This window comes from Nitrospira sp. Vd2 (assembly GCF_979581665.1).
Window position 1 is genome coordinate 196,140 of record NZ_CEFZSK010000011.1, and the last position, 15,667, is coordinate 211,806.

A 15,667-nucleotide genomic window follows, 5' to 3' on the forward strand; every position below is an offset into this window, starting at 1 on the left:
AGACGAATCCGGAGGACATCATGATCAAGAAGCGACTGAACATCCGCATGTCCGGATTAGGAGGTCAAGGCGCCGTCACGGCTGCCCATGTGATGGCGATGGCCGCCTCGAAGGATGGAAAATTTGCGATCTCCAACCCGTTTTTCGGTGCCGAAAAACGCATGGCTCCTGCCGAAAGTTACTGCCGCATCGGGTTGGAGCGCATTTACGATCGCGGCGAGCTCGTGTTCCCCGATGTGATCGAAGTCTTCCATCCACAGGTCATCACGATGGGGAAGAGCTATACGATGCCGTTCTATTCAGGGATCAAAGAAGGCGGGCTTGTGATCATCAATTCAGATCTTCCGCTCCTTTCAGAGGAGGACGTCCAGCGGTTGAAGGACCTGAACGTCGCGACCTTTTACATTCCCGGCACGCAAATCGCGCTGGAAATCGCCGGCACTGAGCTATCCACGAACATGACGATGATCGGATCCGTCGCGGGTATCACGAAGTGCGTGTCGATGGAAGCGCTTGATCAAGCCTTGCAAGAACGGTTCGGCAAGAAGTTCGTCGCGTCGGGCGGTACGGCAACGTTGGACGAAGCGATCAAGAAGAAGTTTGCGAAGAAAGAGATGCTGCTGCAGAAGAATCTTGCGACGGTCAAGCGAGCCTACGAGATGGGCGCCGAATGGGCGGAGAAGAACAACGTGGAACTCCGCGTCGGCACCCCCGCAGCAGCGTAACCGGAAGGAACCATTGACGCATGTATAACATAGCGCAGGTTTTGGAAGACAAATGCGTAGCCAAGAAGGGCTGCCGCCTTTGCATCATGTATTGTCCCGAGGCGAACTGTCTCGATCTGAATGTGACGAAGATGGTCGCGGAAGTGAACATCAGTCGCTGCAAGGGCTGTGAGTTGTGCGTCGTCGTCTGCAATGCGGCCAAGCACAATGCAATCGAAATGCAGGCGGTCAGCGCTATGGGTAAGCTGCTATCTCATAAGGGTGAGGCGGCAGGGCTCGGCCAAGCCTATCAAGGCTGACCTCGCGCTCTCGAGACAAGAACCCCATAGCGCCTGCGCTATGGGGTTTTTTGTTGGACGAACCAACTGTCGGGTGCTGTCATGGAAAGCGAAGATAACGTCGTCGGGTCGTTGATTGTCGAAATTTCCGCACTCCTCAAGGAATTCCCGGAAGCGCTGGAGCGCCGGGCTGCGGTCATCCAAGCGACCGGCAAGGATCCAGACCTCGTCGGCAAATTGATGAAGGGCGCAGACGCCATGCGGGATAGCGGCCATATTTATCTTACTTGGGCCCGCCATTACGCGGCACTTTCAGAAGGCACCTCGGACGTGGCTGATGAAGAGGATGAGGCGGACTTCGGGATGTGAGTCCAATCGTGCTATTGCTTGAATCAGCTTCTCCCATCCGTTAGAATGCACCCCCGTTGTTCTCTCCATGCCGATAGTTCCCCGGTAGCTCAGTTGGTAGAGCGATCGGCTGTTAACCGATTGGTCGCAGGTTCGAGTCCTGCCCGGGGAGCCAACACAAAACGGTTTTCGTGACGGATTGATTCCAGATGCCGGGGAGAAGAGTTTAGTATCCCTCGGCCGCCCCTCGCGATTCCCTATTCCCTCACCGCTTCCGTCAAGAGATAGGACTTCGGTCCTATTGCGCGGGTGCTTTGGCAATCGCTACTGTCGCTTGTCGGTCGCTACACGATCAATCAAAGAAGTGGGACCGCGGACTCTCAAGCTAGACCACACCCATACCGATGAGAAATCATATGACGACTATCGTGTTCGGCCTCGTGCTGGTGTGGTCGCTATACGGCTGGGCCGACGCCGCACATGCTGGATCTGCGACATCATCGTTCCGGGTTACAGCCACCCTCGATCCCACGTGTACGATTCAAACGACCCCGGTGACCTTTGGTCACTACAATCCGCTCACCACCCATGCCTCTGCTCCTCTTGACGTCAATGGCACGGTCACGATCACCTGCAGCAAAGGCATGGCCACCACAATCGCCTTGGACCGTGGCCGGTTTGGCGACCGAGCCGTGGGAACGACACGCGCGATGAAATCGACGACCGGTGAAGAGTACCTGAACTACGAGTTGTATCAAGATGTGGTACGAACGACGCTCTGGGGAAGCGCCGGTGAAAATCTTGTCGTCCTGCCGGTGGCGCCGGACACACGTCCCCGAACATTCTTTATCTTCGGTCGAGTTCCCCCGGCCCAGAATGTGGCCCCCGGCGAATACACCGATACCATTACTGCCATTGTCAATTTCTAACTGAAGTTTGACCCTTCGGCTGCTCTCTTAGATTCCCTCCACAACCTTTCGCATTCCCTTCCCAGGAATACTCCAAACTCCGTTAAGCGGCGATGGCTGACAAAAAACGGTCTATTTTGGAGATTCACCATGATCGACAGCCGTTATCGAACAATAAGTTACAGCAACGATTCAGATTGGTACGCAGAATGCTATCGGGCGTCGCTGTAGTACGAGGCCTCTATAAAGGGTAGGTCCAAAAGCCATCATTGAGCCCTCCGGTTCTACCGGGCCGAAAGGAGAAGCATGAAGAAGCTATCCCTCCTCGCCATTGCCGTCGTTGTAATCGGGCTTGCCGGACCGGCATATGCGGGGTCCGCAACGTCAAGCTTCGCGGTGACCGCCTCGGTCGTGGCGAGCTGCTCAATCTCCACGACCACCCTTGCCTTCGGCAATTACGATCCGATCGTAACCAACGCGAGCACACCGCTGGACGTTAACGGGTCGGTCACGATCACATGCACGAAGGGCGCTTCAACGACGATCGGCTTGGATGCCGGGCTGAATGCCGCTTCCGCCGTCGGCACGACGCGTGCGATGCAGACGGCCGGTCCCGACTATTTGAGCTATGAACTGTATCAAGATGCCGGACGGTCGACGGTGTGGGGCAATAGCGGGGCAGCTCTGTTCAGTCCCGCCGTCGCGCCGAACAAGAACCCGCGAACCTTTAATATTTACGGCCGGGTTCCTGCCGGACAGGGCAGCACGATCGGTAACTATACCGACACCGTCGTCGCCACCGTGAACTTCTAGGCGCGCGGAGGTGTTCGCGCGTCTGTCGTTCAGTGGATCCCTTCTCCTCCTTCTGTCCCTCGGCTGGACCGCCGGGGGACAGGCGAGCAGCTTCAATGTCTCCCCGCTCCAGATCGTTCTCGCCGGCAAGACGACCAGCGCCTTACTCGAAATCAAGAATCAGTCGATCGAACCATTACGGCTGCAACTGTCGGCCTCAACCTGGGATCAATCGCCATCGGGCGAGATGATTCTTGGCGAAACCGACGACCTGATCCTGTTCCCGTCTCTCATCACATTGGAAGCCGGAGAGACGAGGAAAGTCCGCTTGGGTACCACGCTCGCTCCGGGGATGACGGAGACGAGCTATCGGGTGTTCATCGAGGAACTCCCCTCCCGTGAAGTCGACTCTGGGGCGGGCGGGCATATCCGCGTCGTCACGCGCCTCAGTATTCTGGTTTTTCTGCCGCCGCGAAAACCCGTCTCAAGTGGCCTGATTCATGGCCTCACCATTCAGAAGGGAATTGGATCATTCGAAATCCACAATACCGGCAACATCCATTTCTTAGCGCGCGACATTCAAGTCCTCGGCAAAGGTGCAACGGGCGACATGGTTACGAGGGCCGAGCTTGACGGCTGGTACGTCCTCCCGGCCGGACTCCGCCGGTATGAACTCCGCTTTTCGCCGACGAATGCCGGAAACTGCGTTCGATTTCGGTCGAGGTTCAGACGGACATCGGGATTCTCAAGGGGCAGAGTGACGTACGGCCGGATGCATGTGAGCACTGAAAGGACAGCCGGCTGCGGTATGAGCCGATCTGGCGGTGTCTGGCATGGGACCTCACGCGGTGCATCGGCCGGCGATCCGACACGCTGGTCGGTCCCTCTGCCTCACAGCCCTCATGCTTCTCGTGATCGGCCGAGTCGCAGCCGCCGATCCCCCAAGAAATGGTGATCGGGCCATCCTGCAACTCGTCGTCAATGAGATCGACAAAGGTGAAATCGTGGCGCTGCTGCGCCCCGGCGACCTCCTCGTCCGCGTCGCCGACTTGGAGTCGGCCGGCATACGACGGATCGAAGGCATCCGGGAACTCATCGGAAAAGACGCCTACGTTTCCCTCTCCTCACTGGCCCCCGACCTCACATACGTGTTCGATGAAAAAGCGCTCGCCGTTAGAATCGAGATTCATCGGGCGACCGACGGGTCCACGAAACTCGATCTCACACCGACGGCCCCGCCGGGCACCGTCTACAGCCGCGATACCAGTTTCTTCCTGAATTATGCGGCGGAGACGAAGGGCTTTAGCCGCTATGACGCGTTTGGCGAGGCGGGATTGAATGTCTACGGTCACCTGTTGGGTAGTACCGTCAGCCGAACCGAAGAGGGCCATGTCGTGCGCGGCCTGTCGAGCCTAACCGTCAACGATCGCGACCATCTGACCCGCTGGATCATCGGCGATAGTTTCGCCACCTCGGGCGCACTCGGCGGAAGCGTCTTTCTTGGCGGCCTCAATGTGTCGCGGAACTTCACGCTCGATCCGTACTTCTATTTTTTCCCGAGACCTGGGCTAGCCGGCACGGCGCTCACGCCTTCGACGATCAATGTCTATTCGGACGGTGGGTTGTTGCGCCAGGAGGCCGTGCCGGCCGGTCAGTTTGAACTCCAGAATCTTCCGGTCGCGAACGGATACCGATTGAACCGCGTCGTCGTGCGCGACATTTTTGGGCGCGAAACCGAGCTCGTCTCTCCCTTTTACCTGTCGACGCGCGTGTTGCAGGCCGGACTCAGTGAATACAGTGTGAATGCTGGCGCCCGCCGGAACAATATCGGCTCGGCGAGTTGGGACTATGATTCGCCGGTCTTTCTGGCCCGCTACCGGATCGGGATCACGGACAGCGTCACACCGGGCATCAACGTCGAAGGCGACCCCCATCTGACGAACGGCGGCCTTCGTCTCACGACACGAACCCTGCTTGGCGAGATGGATATCGTCGTTGCCGGCAGTCGAACGACAAGCAGCCACGCGCAGAGCGTGACCGGCTCGGCCGCTTCGTTTACCTATAGCTTCTTGCGGCGCTGGTTTAGCGTCGGCGGAAGCGTTAGAGCGATGACGGCGGAGTATGCCACGGTCAGTTTACCGACGTCCGCCGATCGCCCGAAGATGGAGGGGACGGCGTTTCTCGGAGTCCCGGTCGGATCTCGGGTCAACGTCAATCTAGAAGGAACGTATTCGCACTTTCGCGACGCCGGCATCGTGAAACACGCCGGTGTATCCAGGAACGTCCGCATCACGGCGAACATGAGTCTCTTCTCGTCGAATAGTTGGTCCCAGCAATCGAGCGGCGGAACCGCCTACGATTTCTTTGTCGGGTTGAGCTACTTTTTCGGCAACTATACGACCGGCAATGCGTACGTCGAACGCCAGAAGGGCCAAGGCTTCACGCGGACCTTCGAAGGCCTTCGCATTCAAAAGTCGCTACCCGTCGGACCGGGACTGGGATATCGACTGGAAGGGACACGAGGCGATGATTCGCACGGACTCGGGCAACTTCAATATCAAGGCCAATACGGACGATATGAAGCCGTCTACGACTCATCAGTGAGGAAACCCGCCTTTACCGTCAGTGGTGCGGTCGTCGTGCTCGGCGGTTCTGTGCATGCTACACGCGTCGTGGACGACAGCTTTGCGCTGATCCGGACACCGGGCGTGGCCGGGGTGCGCGGCTATGTCAACAACCAGGAAATCGGCCGCACCGATTCGCGTGGAGAACTGATCGTGCCGAACAATCTGCTCGCTTATTACGGCAACCGAATCGGCATCAACGATCAGGACGTCCTACTCGATTACCGTGTCGACGCCACGGAAAAGACGATCGCGCCGCCGTTCCGGGGTGGCGCGGTCGTGGTCTTCCCGGTTACGCGCCTGCAAATCATCACCGGGGTGCTACGGATCGACGTGGGCAGCCGCGTTCAGATCCCCGCGTACGGCCATTTGACGGTCACGGTCGAGGATCAGACGGCGGAATCGCCGATCGGCAAAAATGGAGAATTCTATCTGGAGAATGTGCCGCCCGGACTTCACCGCGCGACGATCGAGCATCTAGGCGAAACGTGCAAGTTCACACTCGACGTCCCGGATTCGACCGAGCCGTTCCTGAAGCTGGGCGAGATTCACTGCATCTCCCCTGCGGAGAACCGATGATGACGGCGAGGCGACCGGGATTCATGCTGTTGCTCATCGGTGTATTCCTCCTGGCGCCCGCCATTGCATTGGCGGCTGTGAACTGTTCGATCAGCACCGTCGGCATCGCATTTGGCAATTACAACGTCTTTGCTCCAACCGCCTTGACCTCTACCGGCAGCGTGACATTTCGGTGCACCGGCGTCGGTGGGGGAGGCGCACCGATTGCGGTCTGGCTCAGCAAGGGCAACGCTCCAAGCTTCTCGCCTCGACAGATGCTCCGAGGGCTTGAAGCGCTGAACTACAATCTGTACCGCGACGCCGCTGCAACACAGATTTGGGGCGACGGGACGGGCGGGACGCAGGCGTTTACGTCGGTCGTCTCCAATAACCAAAATGTGAGCGTCACCATCTTCGGTCAGATCCCCGCTGGGCAGGACGTGACGGTTGGCAACTACACCGACACGATCATTGCCACCATCAATTTCTAACCTTCCGAAGATGACCAGGAATTGGATTGGCGAGACCCGCAACGCCCGCTAGTCGCCGATGATCTGGACGACTAACTCGCGCGAACGTGGGCGGGTATCGAAATCAATGACGACGATTTCTTGCCAGCGCCCGAGCAAGAGGGCTCGATCGGCGAAGGGAATGATCAGCGACGGACCCTGAAGTTGTCCGCGAAGATGGCTATGGCCGTTATCTTCGCCGGCATTGCGCGTGTTGTGCTGCCACTTGGGGTCGGCTGGGATCGTACGATCCCAAAACGCCTTCGTATCCTCGCGGATGCCATGCTCATCCTCAATGATCATGACAGATGCGGTCGTATGCTTGATGAACACCGTGACTATCCCATTTCGCAGGTCGCTGCTCTCGACCGCCTTTCGCACCTGAGTCGTAATGTTTTCGATATGCCCTTCGCCCTTCATCTCAAGGCGAAGGGGTACCGTCGTTACCGGCATACCATCATCCCACGTGGCGCGTCCGCAGGTAGGAAAGTTCTTTTCGAGAAAGCGGGGCCCGGCGCGCCTCCACCAAGATGGAATCGAACACCCCTTCGGACGCTAGATTGCTCAACGTCTTGACCACCGAGTCGCTCAGGATCCCTTCCGTTCGTAGCTTGTCGAGGTAGGCGAACGCTTCTTCGAGACTCTCGCGCTTCCGCGTGTAGTAGTCCCCGCCGCGCGTTCGATTGCTGTACGCCTCGAACTGCTCGCACGCGACCAGGACTTCTCCCAGCCGGCGGACCCATGGCTCTGCGCCGTCGAGTTTTTCGGGATAATAGTAATAAAGCACGACCAAGGTCATCCATGGCCGCCACCGGAGGCCAAGCGTGCGGAGGAGAGGTGCAACGGCACGCAAGCGGCGGGAGAACCGGCGCGCGTACCCGAGACGCATCTCGACTTGCTCGCGTGCCCATCGATCGACGGCCACGCCCTCTCGCTTTAATGCTTCTGTGTATCGTGCGAGGAAAGCTTCTGTTTCCCGTCCATACGGCGTGTCAGGATGAATTGCCCGCCATTCACGCGGACGGGTCGGAATGCCACGACGCCGAGCCCACGACCAGATCGCGCCAAAGACTCTCCGGTCCAACCCGGCACGCCCCAGATCATGGAGCAAACAGGCGAGTTGATATTCCCGAAGACGTTCCGTGGGATAACCCAGGCGCTCGGCCACCGCTACACACATTTTGGCTGTCCTGACCGCATGCGCGCGATCGTATCCACGGATCAGCCGTCCCGGCAGCCGGGGATGCGGATAGTCATACAAAGCCATCAAACGCGAAACGAGTGATCGCGGAAGCACCAGCCGGGCAGACGTACCGGGACGGGTTTTGGCTCGAGGCGTAACCAGCGCAGAATGCATAACCAGCGGAGAATAGGGATTGGCTGTCAGGGTGTCAAGCGACCTATCGCGAGAGCTTCCGCATGAAGTCGCGTAACGCAACGGCCTGATTGTGCTCGGGGTCCGCTGCACCGTAGCACAAGGTAATGGTGCTCCGTTTCGCCAAGCGTGCGAGGTCCCGCAGATCGTCAAGCCGTCCGGTGTCGCTGAGTTCGCGATGATAGCGAGCGCAGAACGCATCCCATTTCGCCGGATCGTGCTTGAACCATTTTCGTAACGCATCACTGGGCGCCAAATCCTTTCGCCACTCATCGATGCGGGCCTGCTCCTTTTTCAACCCCCTCGGCCACAGCCGATCGACGAGAATTCGGCGACCGTCCTCCTCGGCCGGCCGCTCATACACCCGCTTGAGCCGAATCATTGCGGAGTGCCTTCAGGATCCCGCGCACACCAGGCCCGCCGTGTCTGTGACTTTTGGTCTGTGACCGCTTCACCTGAGAAAAAGCTCACATGCCAGGCGACAATGTCATCTGACTCCGAAGGAGTAGCCGTCCAGAAGATGGAGGACTTCACGTTCTCGAAAGGATGACCGATGGGAAGCGCCGGGTCTTTCTGTGTTCGGTCGAGTAAGCTGCTGAGCTCTTTGACATCCGGCAATCGCCAGCCTCCCTGACCGCCGATCCTCTTCTGCCGACAATGCTCGATCGCCTCAGTCCAGGTCCCGTAAAAGGAGTCGAGCGCGCGCTCCCACACGAGGCCCGATCGCTGATCTTTGACCGCTTCGTCGTTCAATATCAGCTCAAAACGCTTGGATGCTTCACTGGCCGTATCGGCCCCCATCGCGGCTTCCGCCCATGGAAGTACCACGACGATCAGGATCAACGACATCGCGACACGCGCTAAAACGATCTGCCGTGCAGCGCCAATTGGTGGCGTCATACCGTCCAGTCCCCGGAACGCAAGTAGTCTACTCCGCCTCGCCGACTTAGTGCCAGATCACTTAGTGCCAGATCAATGGGAAGAGGCCGACACTAAGCTTCGCACCGTGGATGGCATTACAGCGCGCTTCGCATTCAGTCGGAAGGACCAATGTCTTAGATCGAACGATCAATAGTTTTGGGCACCGCGGACGGCTACTGTGCGATGACACCTTTCACTCACCACGGTGACTCATGAGTAAAGAAGCCGAAATTCTTCGCCTCCTCACTGACATTCGGGATCTGCTTCAGGTGCTCGTCGCGCATCAGGTTGCTCCACATCTCGTGGAATCGAGTCGAGCAACACGGAACAGCGGAACCTGGGCTCGGTGGGGTCATCGAACCCACACGCGGGTTGATGTCGAACCCAATGCTCATCCCCGCAACACCGACGAGTAGATTTGCGACGGGCTCTCCACCGCCTCTGCCTTCAGGAACGATGAGAAGTACTCGTGGTGCGCTTGAGTCGAAAGGACCAAACAGCCAACAAACTGTCTTTTCTTCAATGACTTATATAATATTTGGCTGGTGATGTTTGGAAGGGACCTACTATGGTAGACTAAAAACCTCCGGATCTTGTGGCCGAGATCCGGGCTGCCTCTTCTCGCTGGGTGGACTCACTCGGTGGAGAAGAATGAGGCGGGGTCCTAAGCCCCGCCTCTTTCATTTGGAGCTGGTATTCCTACCCGCTCTTACTTTTTCTTCTTGGCGGTCTTCTTGGCAGGTTTCTTCGCTGGCATCCGGTACACCCCCTTCCTGAGGAACAGTTTGAGTTGATATAGCAGAAGACCGTGCAATAGTAAAATAGTTCGTCCATTTTTAGCGCTTCCTGCCCCTTCTTTTCACACACGGTGCAGCGCCACCTTCGCGAACCTGCTTCAACGTCCATGCTCTCGCAAAGTGATTGCGTCGCGCGCTCATTTGCCACGATTCGGCAGCGACAAAAGTCGTACGACCAATTGAGCATTGCTTCATGAACCGGAGAAGGGCATCCTCCGCGCTGCGGCCTGTTGTGGGAGGAAATGATGCAAACACGGCTTTACGTGGACGGCTTACCGGAATGGATGACGTCGGCGAGACTCAAGGACGTGTGCAGCACATACGGAAGGGTGATTTCGGCATATGTCGTGAAGGATATGACGGGGCGTTCCCTGGCTTTTGGCTTCGTTGAAATGGCGACGCCCGCCGAGGCGGATCACGTGTTGCGTGCTCTGGATGGTTCCGACCGCTTCGGCTCAATGCTGCACGCCACTCGGACGATGAGCCGCGTCTTCGACTGCGCTCGATAGCCCTGGAGCTAGGGAGGAGACTGAGCCGGTCTTCCAGACACCCCCGCTCTGCCCACCCGCGTTCGTGCCGATTCAAGTTGTCCTGCCAAGGCCGCCAGCCACGCCGTTTCAGCTGCGAACGCCTGCTCCTGCTGGAGTTGCAACTTCTCCACGGCACGTTTGATTCGTGCAATTTGCTCTTCCAGATTCGGCGTCTCGGTTCCGCCGTTCGTCGCCGCGTCGGACGTCATTTCACGCCGAAACTGTTGGAAGCTTTCGGTCAACGCTTCGATCCTTTGCGTTAAATGCACAAGGTCCTCACTGCGAAAGTGCGCGATTTCGGCCACAATGCGGGACTGTCGGCTTCGCACTTCCTGGTCCAGCGCGTCGAGCTTGATCCGAAACGTCTCCATCTGCTGTGGAAGCAATTGGTGCTCCAAGGCCATGGTCTCGAACCGCTGCTCAATTGCCGCAAGGCGCGCCGCCCGGTCAGAGGTACACGCTGTCGTTAGGAGCGCTAGTGTTCCTACGAGAATGGACAGCGCAGGGGCGCAGACGGACATTATCATCTCAATCCTCCTCGGTGATCAGTCAACGGTGGGAGGGCCCCTTTGAGGTAGGGCGGCGACCCAGCGGCCGCCCCTCGACGGCGCGACAGTCAGTCAGCGACAAAGTGCGCGCGCCGGTTCTGTTGCCAGCATTGTTCGGTATGGTCTTGGCATTGTGGTCGCTCTTTCCCATAGCTCGTGATGGTCATTGGTGTGCGAACGCCCAGGTCCTCCAGATAACGTTGAACGGCTCTGGCCCGTCTCTCGCCTAAGACAAGGTTGTAATCAAGCGTACCGCGCTCATCGCAGTGTCCTTCAATGACGAGCGACTTCGCATGCCGATGGGCAAGGACCCGCGCATCCTGCTCAAGCACCATTCTCGCATCACCTCGAATTGTCGCCTTGTCGTAGTCGAAGTAGAGGTCTTGAAGCTCGCCTAGGATCGCCGGCTGTGCGGACGCTGGTGGCGGCACGGCCTCAGCGCCTCGCCTTGGGACGGGAACATCGGCCACCACCGGTGGCGGGACCGGTGCCGCGACCGGCGGGGCGACCGGCGGCTCACTGATTTGCTCCTCCGGTGGCACGGTCGGAGGCATGGACTCAGGCTCATGGACCGGCAGCGACGGTCGCTGTGTGATCACAGGGGATGCGGGTTCATCCTTCGGCCTCGCGGCCGGCATCGAGCTTGCGTCTCCAGCCGGCTCCGGAATACGAGCCGGTGCTGTTTCCACGGCAAGCGGCGGCGTCTGCCGTATCTGCATCGATTGATCCTCCACTGAGCTGGAGACCCGCTTTCCACTGCATCCCGCTACTGTGCCGAACGCGACCAGTGGAAGAACGACGAAGAGTTTGAATCTCAGTTTTTTCATCACGACCTCACTTTCCGATGTGGATAGAGCTGGCCGTCAACCCCTTGTCATGCTTGACATACACCAGCGTCACCCGATCCCCGGGCTTGATGGCGTTGAGCGGCACACGTGTCCCTCCACGGAGGATCGGCGTGTCGTTGCCGACGTCCGCGCCAACGATCATTTCACGATTTCCACTGACCGTCAGTTTCACGACGATCGTCTGTGGAGGATGGCTGACGTTGACAGCCACGACTTCCCCGCGCACGGTTCGTTCGGTGCCTGCACTCGCGAATAGGGCCGGAAGAGAAATCGCCTCTCCGGCGATGACCATCAAGAGAGCAACAATAGGCCGCCAATACTGCATGGCTTTCCTCCTTTTCTCACAGCTCCTCCTTAACGATCCGGGACAAGTTCGGCGTGTAACGCCCGGAATACGGTTTCGGCTGCTGATACCTCCTCCCGAGTCACCTTCGACAAGGCTCGGCGCACGGCTGCCTCTACCGTCCCGGAGCGGAGGCGGTTGAGGGCTATGCCTTTCGCGGTGAGGCGAAATCGTGCCCGTCTCGCGTCGCGATGATCTCGTCGACGCCTGAGGATGCCGCGTCGCTCGAGTCGCTGCAAAATCCCCGTCAGGGTGCTGGGATGCACACAGAGCAGGCCGGCCAGGCGGCCGGCAGAGATGTCGGGAAACTGGCCAACGAGGCGAATCGCGAGGCGCTGCGGTCCCGTGACGCCCAGAGTCGTTGCCATGCGCTTGGATGTGGCCTGCAGCCGATGATCCACCCCCCACAGGAGCCGCATGAGGTCCAGCACTTCACCCAACTGCCCCCGCTGCTCCTGATGGTTGTCCACCGGCACGGCGTTCGCGTGACTCGCTACTCGCTTCACCTTAGGTCAAAACCAATTTGAGGTCAAACGGTTTTTTGGGTTGAGGAACGGTACTGCCACGCGCAGAGGGTCGTCGACGGATGGGTGAGATCGCGGCCGCTCAGCCGGTGAGTCGCGACCAGTCGGATTCCTACTGCATGGCAGCGGTGTCCGACATGTCATCGCGTTGGTCAGTGAGGAGATCGGTGAGTCCCACTTCTGCTTGGCGGGCGTAGTAGTCTCGGTCACCGTCGGTGGCCGTCGGAGAAAGAAGGGAGCGATAGAGACGGGTTGCGACCTCGGTCCAACCCGCGTCTGCGGCCGCATTCGCCGCCCTCAGCGTACACGCGGAGGCCATTGCTTTTGGGTCAACCGACAGGCGCACGACAGGGGGTGAGATGAGGCCGCGTGCCGGCCGCAAGAGACGGGGCAACTTCTGCTCAGGTCGCTCGGCATAGCTATTCAGCACCGCAGCATCCCGAAGAACGCTTTGAACGTCACTTGCCGTCTGGCAATGCGAATAAATTTTCCACAAGTCCATGACCGGGGTGGGGGCCGGCCGCTCAGGGAGTACCGACCATCCCTGACAGCCCGCGGTCGCGAGGGTGAAAAATACGACGAGACCGAGCTTGCGCAGAATCATCCCGGCCGATCGATTCAACATGTCATTGAACCCACTCGCGGTCTGGCTGTCGGCACGGGAAGCCGAGGCTCATCCGGCCGGCGGTTCTCAAAACGCTGGACTTCATCTGGAGTTTTATCACACCATCGCCCCACCCATCACTTCATCTGACTCGCATGGAGTGATCGAGCTACCGATCAGAACCGTCCCTCCTCGTAAACTCGTGGGACGTCCCCGTTGCATCCTCATCCGGCCACTGAGTATGGTCTTGGAAACGAAACCCCTGACCGACCCAGACCGCGGTGGTCGTCGTGCTCGCGACAGACAACTGCGGAAGCGGCGAGGCTGTTCGGTAGTCGGTCCTCGCCCGGACGAATGATGTCACAATGCCGTCCGGATCAAAGAAGACGGCCAGCATCGTATCTCGATCGGGCATGCCGACTCCGCTGACGAAAAGGCCCACGAGCACCACATACTCGAGGGGGTTCACGACGGATGATCGATAGCGATAGAGCCACCACTCTCGCTGATGCCCGGAGACGCGAAGGGCGCGCCGGTCAGCGGGATCGCCGAGTACGGCGCGCACCTGATCCTTGTCGCTCTGACCAACAAGGACCTGCTCGACCGCCGTGTCGTCGACGATTCCTTTGTTGCCGAAGGCGACGCACCCGGATAGGAACAAGATGGAAAACCAGAGCCAATTCATCGCTTGCACCCTATCACAACGCGTAGAGTGCCTGTGTCGGACAACAAGGATCGTGATGCAAGAGTCGCGGCACGCCGATCGCGACGAGCCGGCGGGTCGTGAACCGAGACTACGCTAAATGCTGTAGGGCTGAAACTTTCTCATGCTCCCGCTCTCCCTCCGATAGGCGGTCTACCCCTTGCACTCTAGACTCTTTTCCGTGCTCGCCATCCAGCGGCTACAGGAGAGGCCACGTGAGTTCCACGAAGGCCGTCAAAGGACAGGCACGCTCATCGCAGTCCTGTTGGTCTGCTCGCTGATCACTGGATGCGGGGCCCTGTCACGGGAATCGTCCAAAACGCCTCGGACCGCGATCGAGCAACTCCTTCTCTCGCAGGCGGCGGCTCGCAGTATCGGGCAGCTCACGATTCCGCTTCCGCCGGAATCCAGCCTTGCGATCGACTCCGCCGGGCTCACCCCCGATCAGGAATTCGTGCGGCACGTGATGGCGGAGCAGCTCAGCCGGCTCGGCTATCGAGTCCGGAAGCCGGATGAGAAGCCGACCTACCTCATCCGCATCACGTTGCAAGGCTATGGGACCGAACAGGGGACGAGCTTCCTCGGCATGCCGCCTGTTCAAAGCGTCCTCATCCCGTTTTCATTGCCTGAAATCAGCATCTACAAAAAGGTCCATCAGCGGGGCCTGATTCGGCTGGCCGTCTCCGTGTATCGCCAAGAAACCGGCGACATGATCAGCACCAGTCCGTGGTACGAAGCCTCGACCCATTACCATCAGTACGTCATCCTCCTCGTCTTTTCATGGATCAGTACCGATTTGGCACTCCCGCATGAACGGTTTCTCGACCAATAGGCAGTGGCGGACGCCGGCGGTGATGCGCGCCGCCGCCTCGCTTACTGTTCTCCTGCTGTGTCTTGCCGTCACTGGATGCGCCGAGAGGGAGGCGCTCTACGTCGACATCCGAACCGTCATTCCGGTCCCCGACATCGCGCCCCGGAGAATCCAGGCGCTTCACGTGGCCGTGACCCCGTTCGAGGACCGACGAGACTCGCGCCGCACCGGCACGCTCTACGGCGTGTTTGGACAAGAATTGCCGGTTGCCGTCAGCGGCGGCAATCTCGCTGAGCAGATTACGCTGACCTTGATCGACTATTACCAGCGACGCGAAGGATGGATCACCTGGATCGACAAGCCGGCGATCGCGACCCCCGCGCCGACACCGGACATCAAGCTCGGCGGCGAGGTCCTCACCTGGCTCATTGAGGTGCACGACTATCTCGTGACGACGAAAGTCGCGCTGACGACCCGCGTCAATCTCGAATTGGTCCGCACAGCGGATGGTCAAAAGTTCGCCGTCGATATCCAAGAGCGGACGAAGCATTGGTTGGTCGGCTTCGATGAAGAAGAAATCGATGTCCTCCTCTCCAAGCATCTTCACGGGACGGCGGAGAAGTTTCTCAAGAAAGCGAGGCAGGAAGGATGGCCGGTTCAGCCAGCGAAGTAGATGCTGCCGGTCGCCAAGACGTCACACGGATTCCGATTCGTCCTCGGGCTCGTCCTCATCGAGATCGGCGGTCAGGCGATTCCCCGCAATGCGGTACTCTTCGCCCGCCCATTTCCCAAGGTCGATGAGCTGGCAACGCTCCGAGCAAAACGGCCGCCACGGGTTCTCATCCCACAAGGCCGGGCGCCGGCAGAGCGGACAGGCCACCGTGCGAACCATGGGTAACTGTAACGTCATCGAGAAACAGG

The 15,667-nt window shown here is 59.1% G+C and carries 22 protein-coding genes and 1 tRNA gene; 12 read left to right on the forward strand and 11 right to left on the reverse strand.

The window, feature by feature from the left end; all coding sequences use genetic code 11:
• Positions 1-20 precede the first annotated feature (20 nt).
• From AC1U7K_RS06015 to AC1U7K_RS06055, 9 genes are all read left to right on the forward strand, one after another.
• Positions 21-725, forward strand: a complete 705-nt coding sequence (locus tag AC1U7K_RS06015) for a 2-oxoacid:acceptor oxidoreductase family protein (RefSeq protein WP_480250028.1) — start codon at positions 21-23, stop codon at positions 723-725.
• A 20-nt stretch (positions 726-745) separates the two neighbouring features.
• Positions 746-1,024 (forward strand): pyruvate ferredoxin oxidoreductase, encoded by a 279-nt coding sequence (locus AC1U7K_RS06020; RefSeq protein ID WP_480250031.1) that lies wholly within the window; start codon positions 746-748, stop codon positions 1,022-1,024.
• Between the two features lie 81 nt (positions 1,025-1,105).
• Positions 1,106-1,372 (forward strand): hypothetical protein, encoded by a 267-nt coding sequence (locus AC1U7K_RS06025; protein ID WP_480250033.1) that lies wholly within the window; start codon positions 1,106-1,108, stop codon positions 1,370-1,372.
• Positions 1,373-1,450: 78 nt separating this feature from the next.
• Positions 1,451-1,526: transfer RNA gene (locus AC1U7K_RS06030), tRNA-Asn, on the forward strand.
• A gap of 241 nt (positions 1,527-1,767) precedes the next feature.
• Positions 1,768-2,280 (forward strand): Csu type fimbrial protein, encoded by a 513-nt coding sequence (locus AC1U7K_RS06035; protein ID WP_480250034.1) that lies wholly within the window; start codon positions 1,768-1,770, stop codon positions 2,278-2,280.
• A gap of 285 nt (positions 2,281-2,565) precedes the next feature.
• Complete coding sequence (locus tag AC1U7K_RS06040; protein ID WP_480250035.1) at positions 2,566-3,072, forward strand: Csu type fimbrial protein; 507 nt, start codon at positions 2,566-2,568, stop codon at positions 3,070-3,072.
• A gap of 10 nt (positions 3,073-3,082) precedes the next feature.
• Positions 3,083-4,006 carry a fimbrial biogenesis chaperone gene (locus tag AC1U7K_RS06045; RefSeq protein WP_480250036.1) on the forward strand — a complete coding sequence of 308 codons (924 nt, stop codon included), beginning with the start codon at positions 3,083-3,085 and terminating at the stop codon, positions 4,004-4,006.
• Positions 3,954-6,254, forward strand: a complete 2,301-nt coding sequence (locus AC1U7K_RS06050; protein WP_480250038.1) for a fimbria/pilus outer membrane usher protein — start codon at positions 3,954-3,956, stop codon at positions 6,252-6,254. Before AC1U7K_RS06045 ends, AC1U7K_RS06050 begins: the two co-directional genes overlap by 53 nt.
• On the forward strand, positions 6,251-6,724 hold the full coding sequence (locus AC1U7K_RS06055; RefSeq protein ID WP_480250040.1) for a Csu type fimbrial protein: 474 nt from the start codon (positions 6,251-6,253) through the stop codon (positions 6,722-6,724). Before AC1U7K_RS06050 ends, AC1U7K_RS06055 begins: the two co-directional genes overlap by 4 nt.
• A gap of 48 nt (positions 6,725-6,772) precedes the next feature.
• Here AC1U7K_RS06055 and AC1U7K_RS06060 read toward each other — a convergent pair whose 3' ends face one another.
• The 4 genes from AC1U7K_RS06060 to AC1U7K_RS06075 form a co-directional block, all read right to left on the reverse strand.
• Positions 6,773-7,195 (reverse strand): secondary thiamine-phosphate synthase enzyme YjbQ, encoded by a 423-nt coding sequence (locus tag AC1U7K_RS06060; protein ID WP_480250041.1) that lies wholly within the window; start codon positions 7,193-7,195, stop codon positions 6,773-6,775.
• A 4-nt stretch (positions 7,196-7,199) separates the two neighbouring features.
• Entirely contained in the window at positions 7,200-8,009 is an 810-nt protein-coding gene (locus AC1U7K_RS06065) for a hypothetical protein (protein ID WP_480250043.1), read from the reverse strand.
• 133 nt (positions 8,010-8,142) lie between these two features.
• Positions 8,143-8,499: a DUF488 domain-containing protein gene (locus AC1U7K_RS06070; RefSeq protein ID WP_480250044.1), complete on the reverse strand. Its 357-nt coding sequence runs from the start codon at positions 8,497-8,499 to the stop codon at positions 8,143-8,145.
• On the reverse strand, positions 8,496-9,017 hold the full coding sequence (locus AC1U7K_RS06075; protein WP_480250045.1) for an Lcl C-terminal domain-containing protein: 522 nt from the start codon (positions 9,015-9,017) through the stop codon (positions 8,496-8,498). Before AC1U7K_RS06075 ends, AC1U7K_RS06070 begins: the two co-directional genes overlap by 4 nt.
• Positions 9,018-10,080: 1,063 nt before the next feature.
• On the opposite strand from AC1U7K_RS06075, the gene AC1U7K_RS06080 reads away from it, so the two are divergent.
• Positions 10,081-10,344: an RNA recognition motif domain-containing protein gene (locus tag AC1U7K_RS06080; protein WP_480250245.1), complete on the forward strand. Its 264-nt coding sequence runs from the start codon at positions 10,081-10,083 to the stop codon at positions 10,342-10,344.
• Positions 10,345-10,352: 8 nt separating this feature from the next.
• Here the strand turns inward: AC1U7K_RS06080 and AC1U7K_RS06085 are convergent, their stop codons facing one another.
• The 6 genes from AC1U7K_RS06085 to AC1U7K_RS06110 all read right to left on the reverse strand — a co-directional run bounded on the left by AC1U7K_RS06085 (position 10,353) and on the right by AC1U7K_RS06110 (position 13,917).
• Positions 10,353-10,769, reverse strand: coding sequence for a hypothetical protein (locus tag AC1U7K_RS06085; protein WP_480250046.1), 417 nt, complete (start codon positions 10,767-10,769; stop codon positions 10,353-10,355).
• Between the two features lie 212 nt (positions 10,770-10,981).
• Positions 10,982-11,740, reverse strand: a complete 759-nt coding sequence (locus tag AC1U7K_RS06090; protein ID WP_480250047.1) for an OmpA family protein — start codon at positions 11,738-11,740, stop codon at positions 10,982-10,984.
• A 7-nt stretch (positions 11,741-11,747) separates the two neighbouring features.
• A complete protein-coding gene (locus AC1U7K_RS06095) occupies positions 11,748-12,086 on the reverse strand; it encodes a hypothetical protein (RefSeq protein WP_480250048.1) in 339 nt (112 codons plus the stop codon).
• Between the two features lie 29 nt (positions 12,087-12,115).
• Complete coding sequence (locus AC1U7K_RS06100; protein ID WP_480250049.1) at positions 12,116-12,610, reverse strand: MarR family transcriptional regulator; 495 nt, start codon at positions 12,608-12,610, stop codon at positions 12,116-12,118.
• A 130-nt stretch (positions 12,611-12,740) separates the two neighbouring features.
• Complete coding sequence (locus AC1U7K_RS06105; protein WP_480250051.1) at positions 12,741-13,253, reverse strand: hypothetical protein; 513 nt, start codon at positions 13,251-13,253, stop codon at positions 12,741-12,743.
• A gap of 148 nt (positions 13,254-13,401) precedes the next feature.
• Complete coding sequence (locus tag AC1U7K_RS06110) at positions 13,402-13,917, reverse strand: hypothetical protein (RefSeq protein ID WP_480250052.1); 516 nt, start codon at positions 13,915-13,917, stop codon at positions 13,402-13,404.
• A 178-nt stretch (positions 13,918-14,095) separates the two neighbouring features.
• On the opposite strand from AC1U7K_RS06110, the gene AC1U7K_RS06115 reads away from it, so the two are divergent.
• Entirely contained in the window at positions 14,096-14,767 is a 672-nt protein-coding gene (locus AC1U7K_RS06115; protein ID WP_480250053.1) for a hypothetical protein, read from the forward strand.
• Entirely contained in the window at positions 14,745-15,419 is a 675-nt protein-coding gene (locus AC1U7K_RS06120; protein ID WP_480250054.1) for a hypothetical protein, read from the forward strand. Before AC1U7K_RS06115 ends, AC1U7K_RS06120 begins: the two co-directional genes overlap by 23 nt.
• Before the next feature lie 21 nt (positions 15,420-15,440).
• On the opposite strand, the gene AC1U7K_RS06125 is transcribed toward AC1U7K_RS06120, so the two are convergent.
• Complete coding sequence (locus AC1U7K_RS06125; RefSeq protein WP_480250056.1) at positions 15,441-15,638, reverse strand: DNA gyrase inhibitor YacG; 198 nt, start codon at positions 15,636-15,638, stop codon at positions 15,441-15,443.
• Positions 15,639-15,667: the final 29 nt, after the last annotated feature.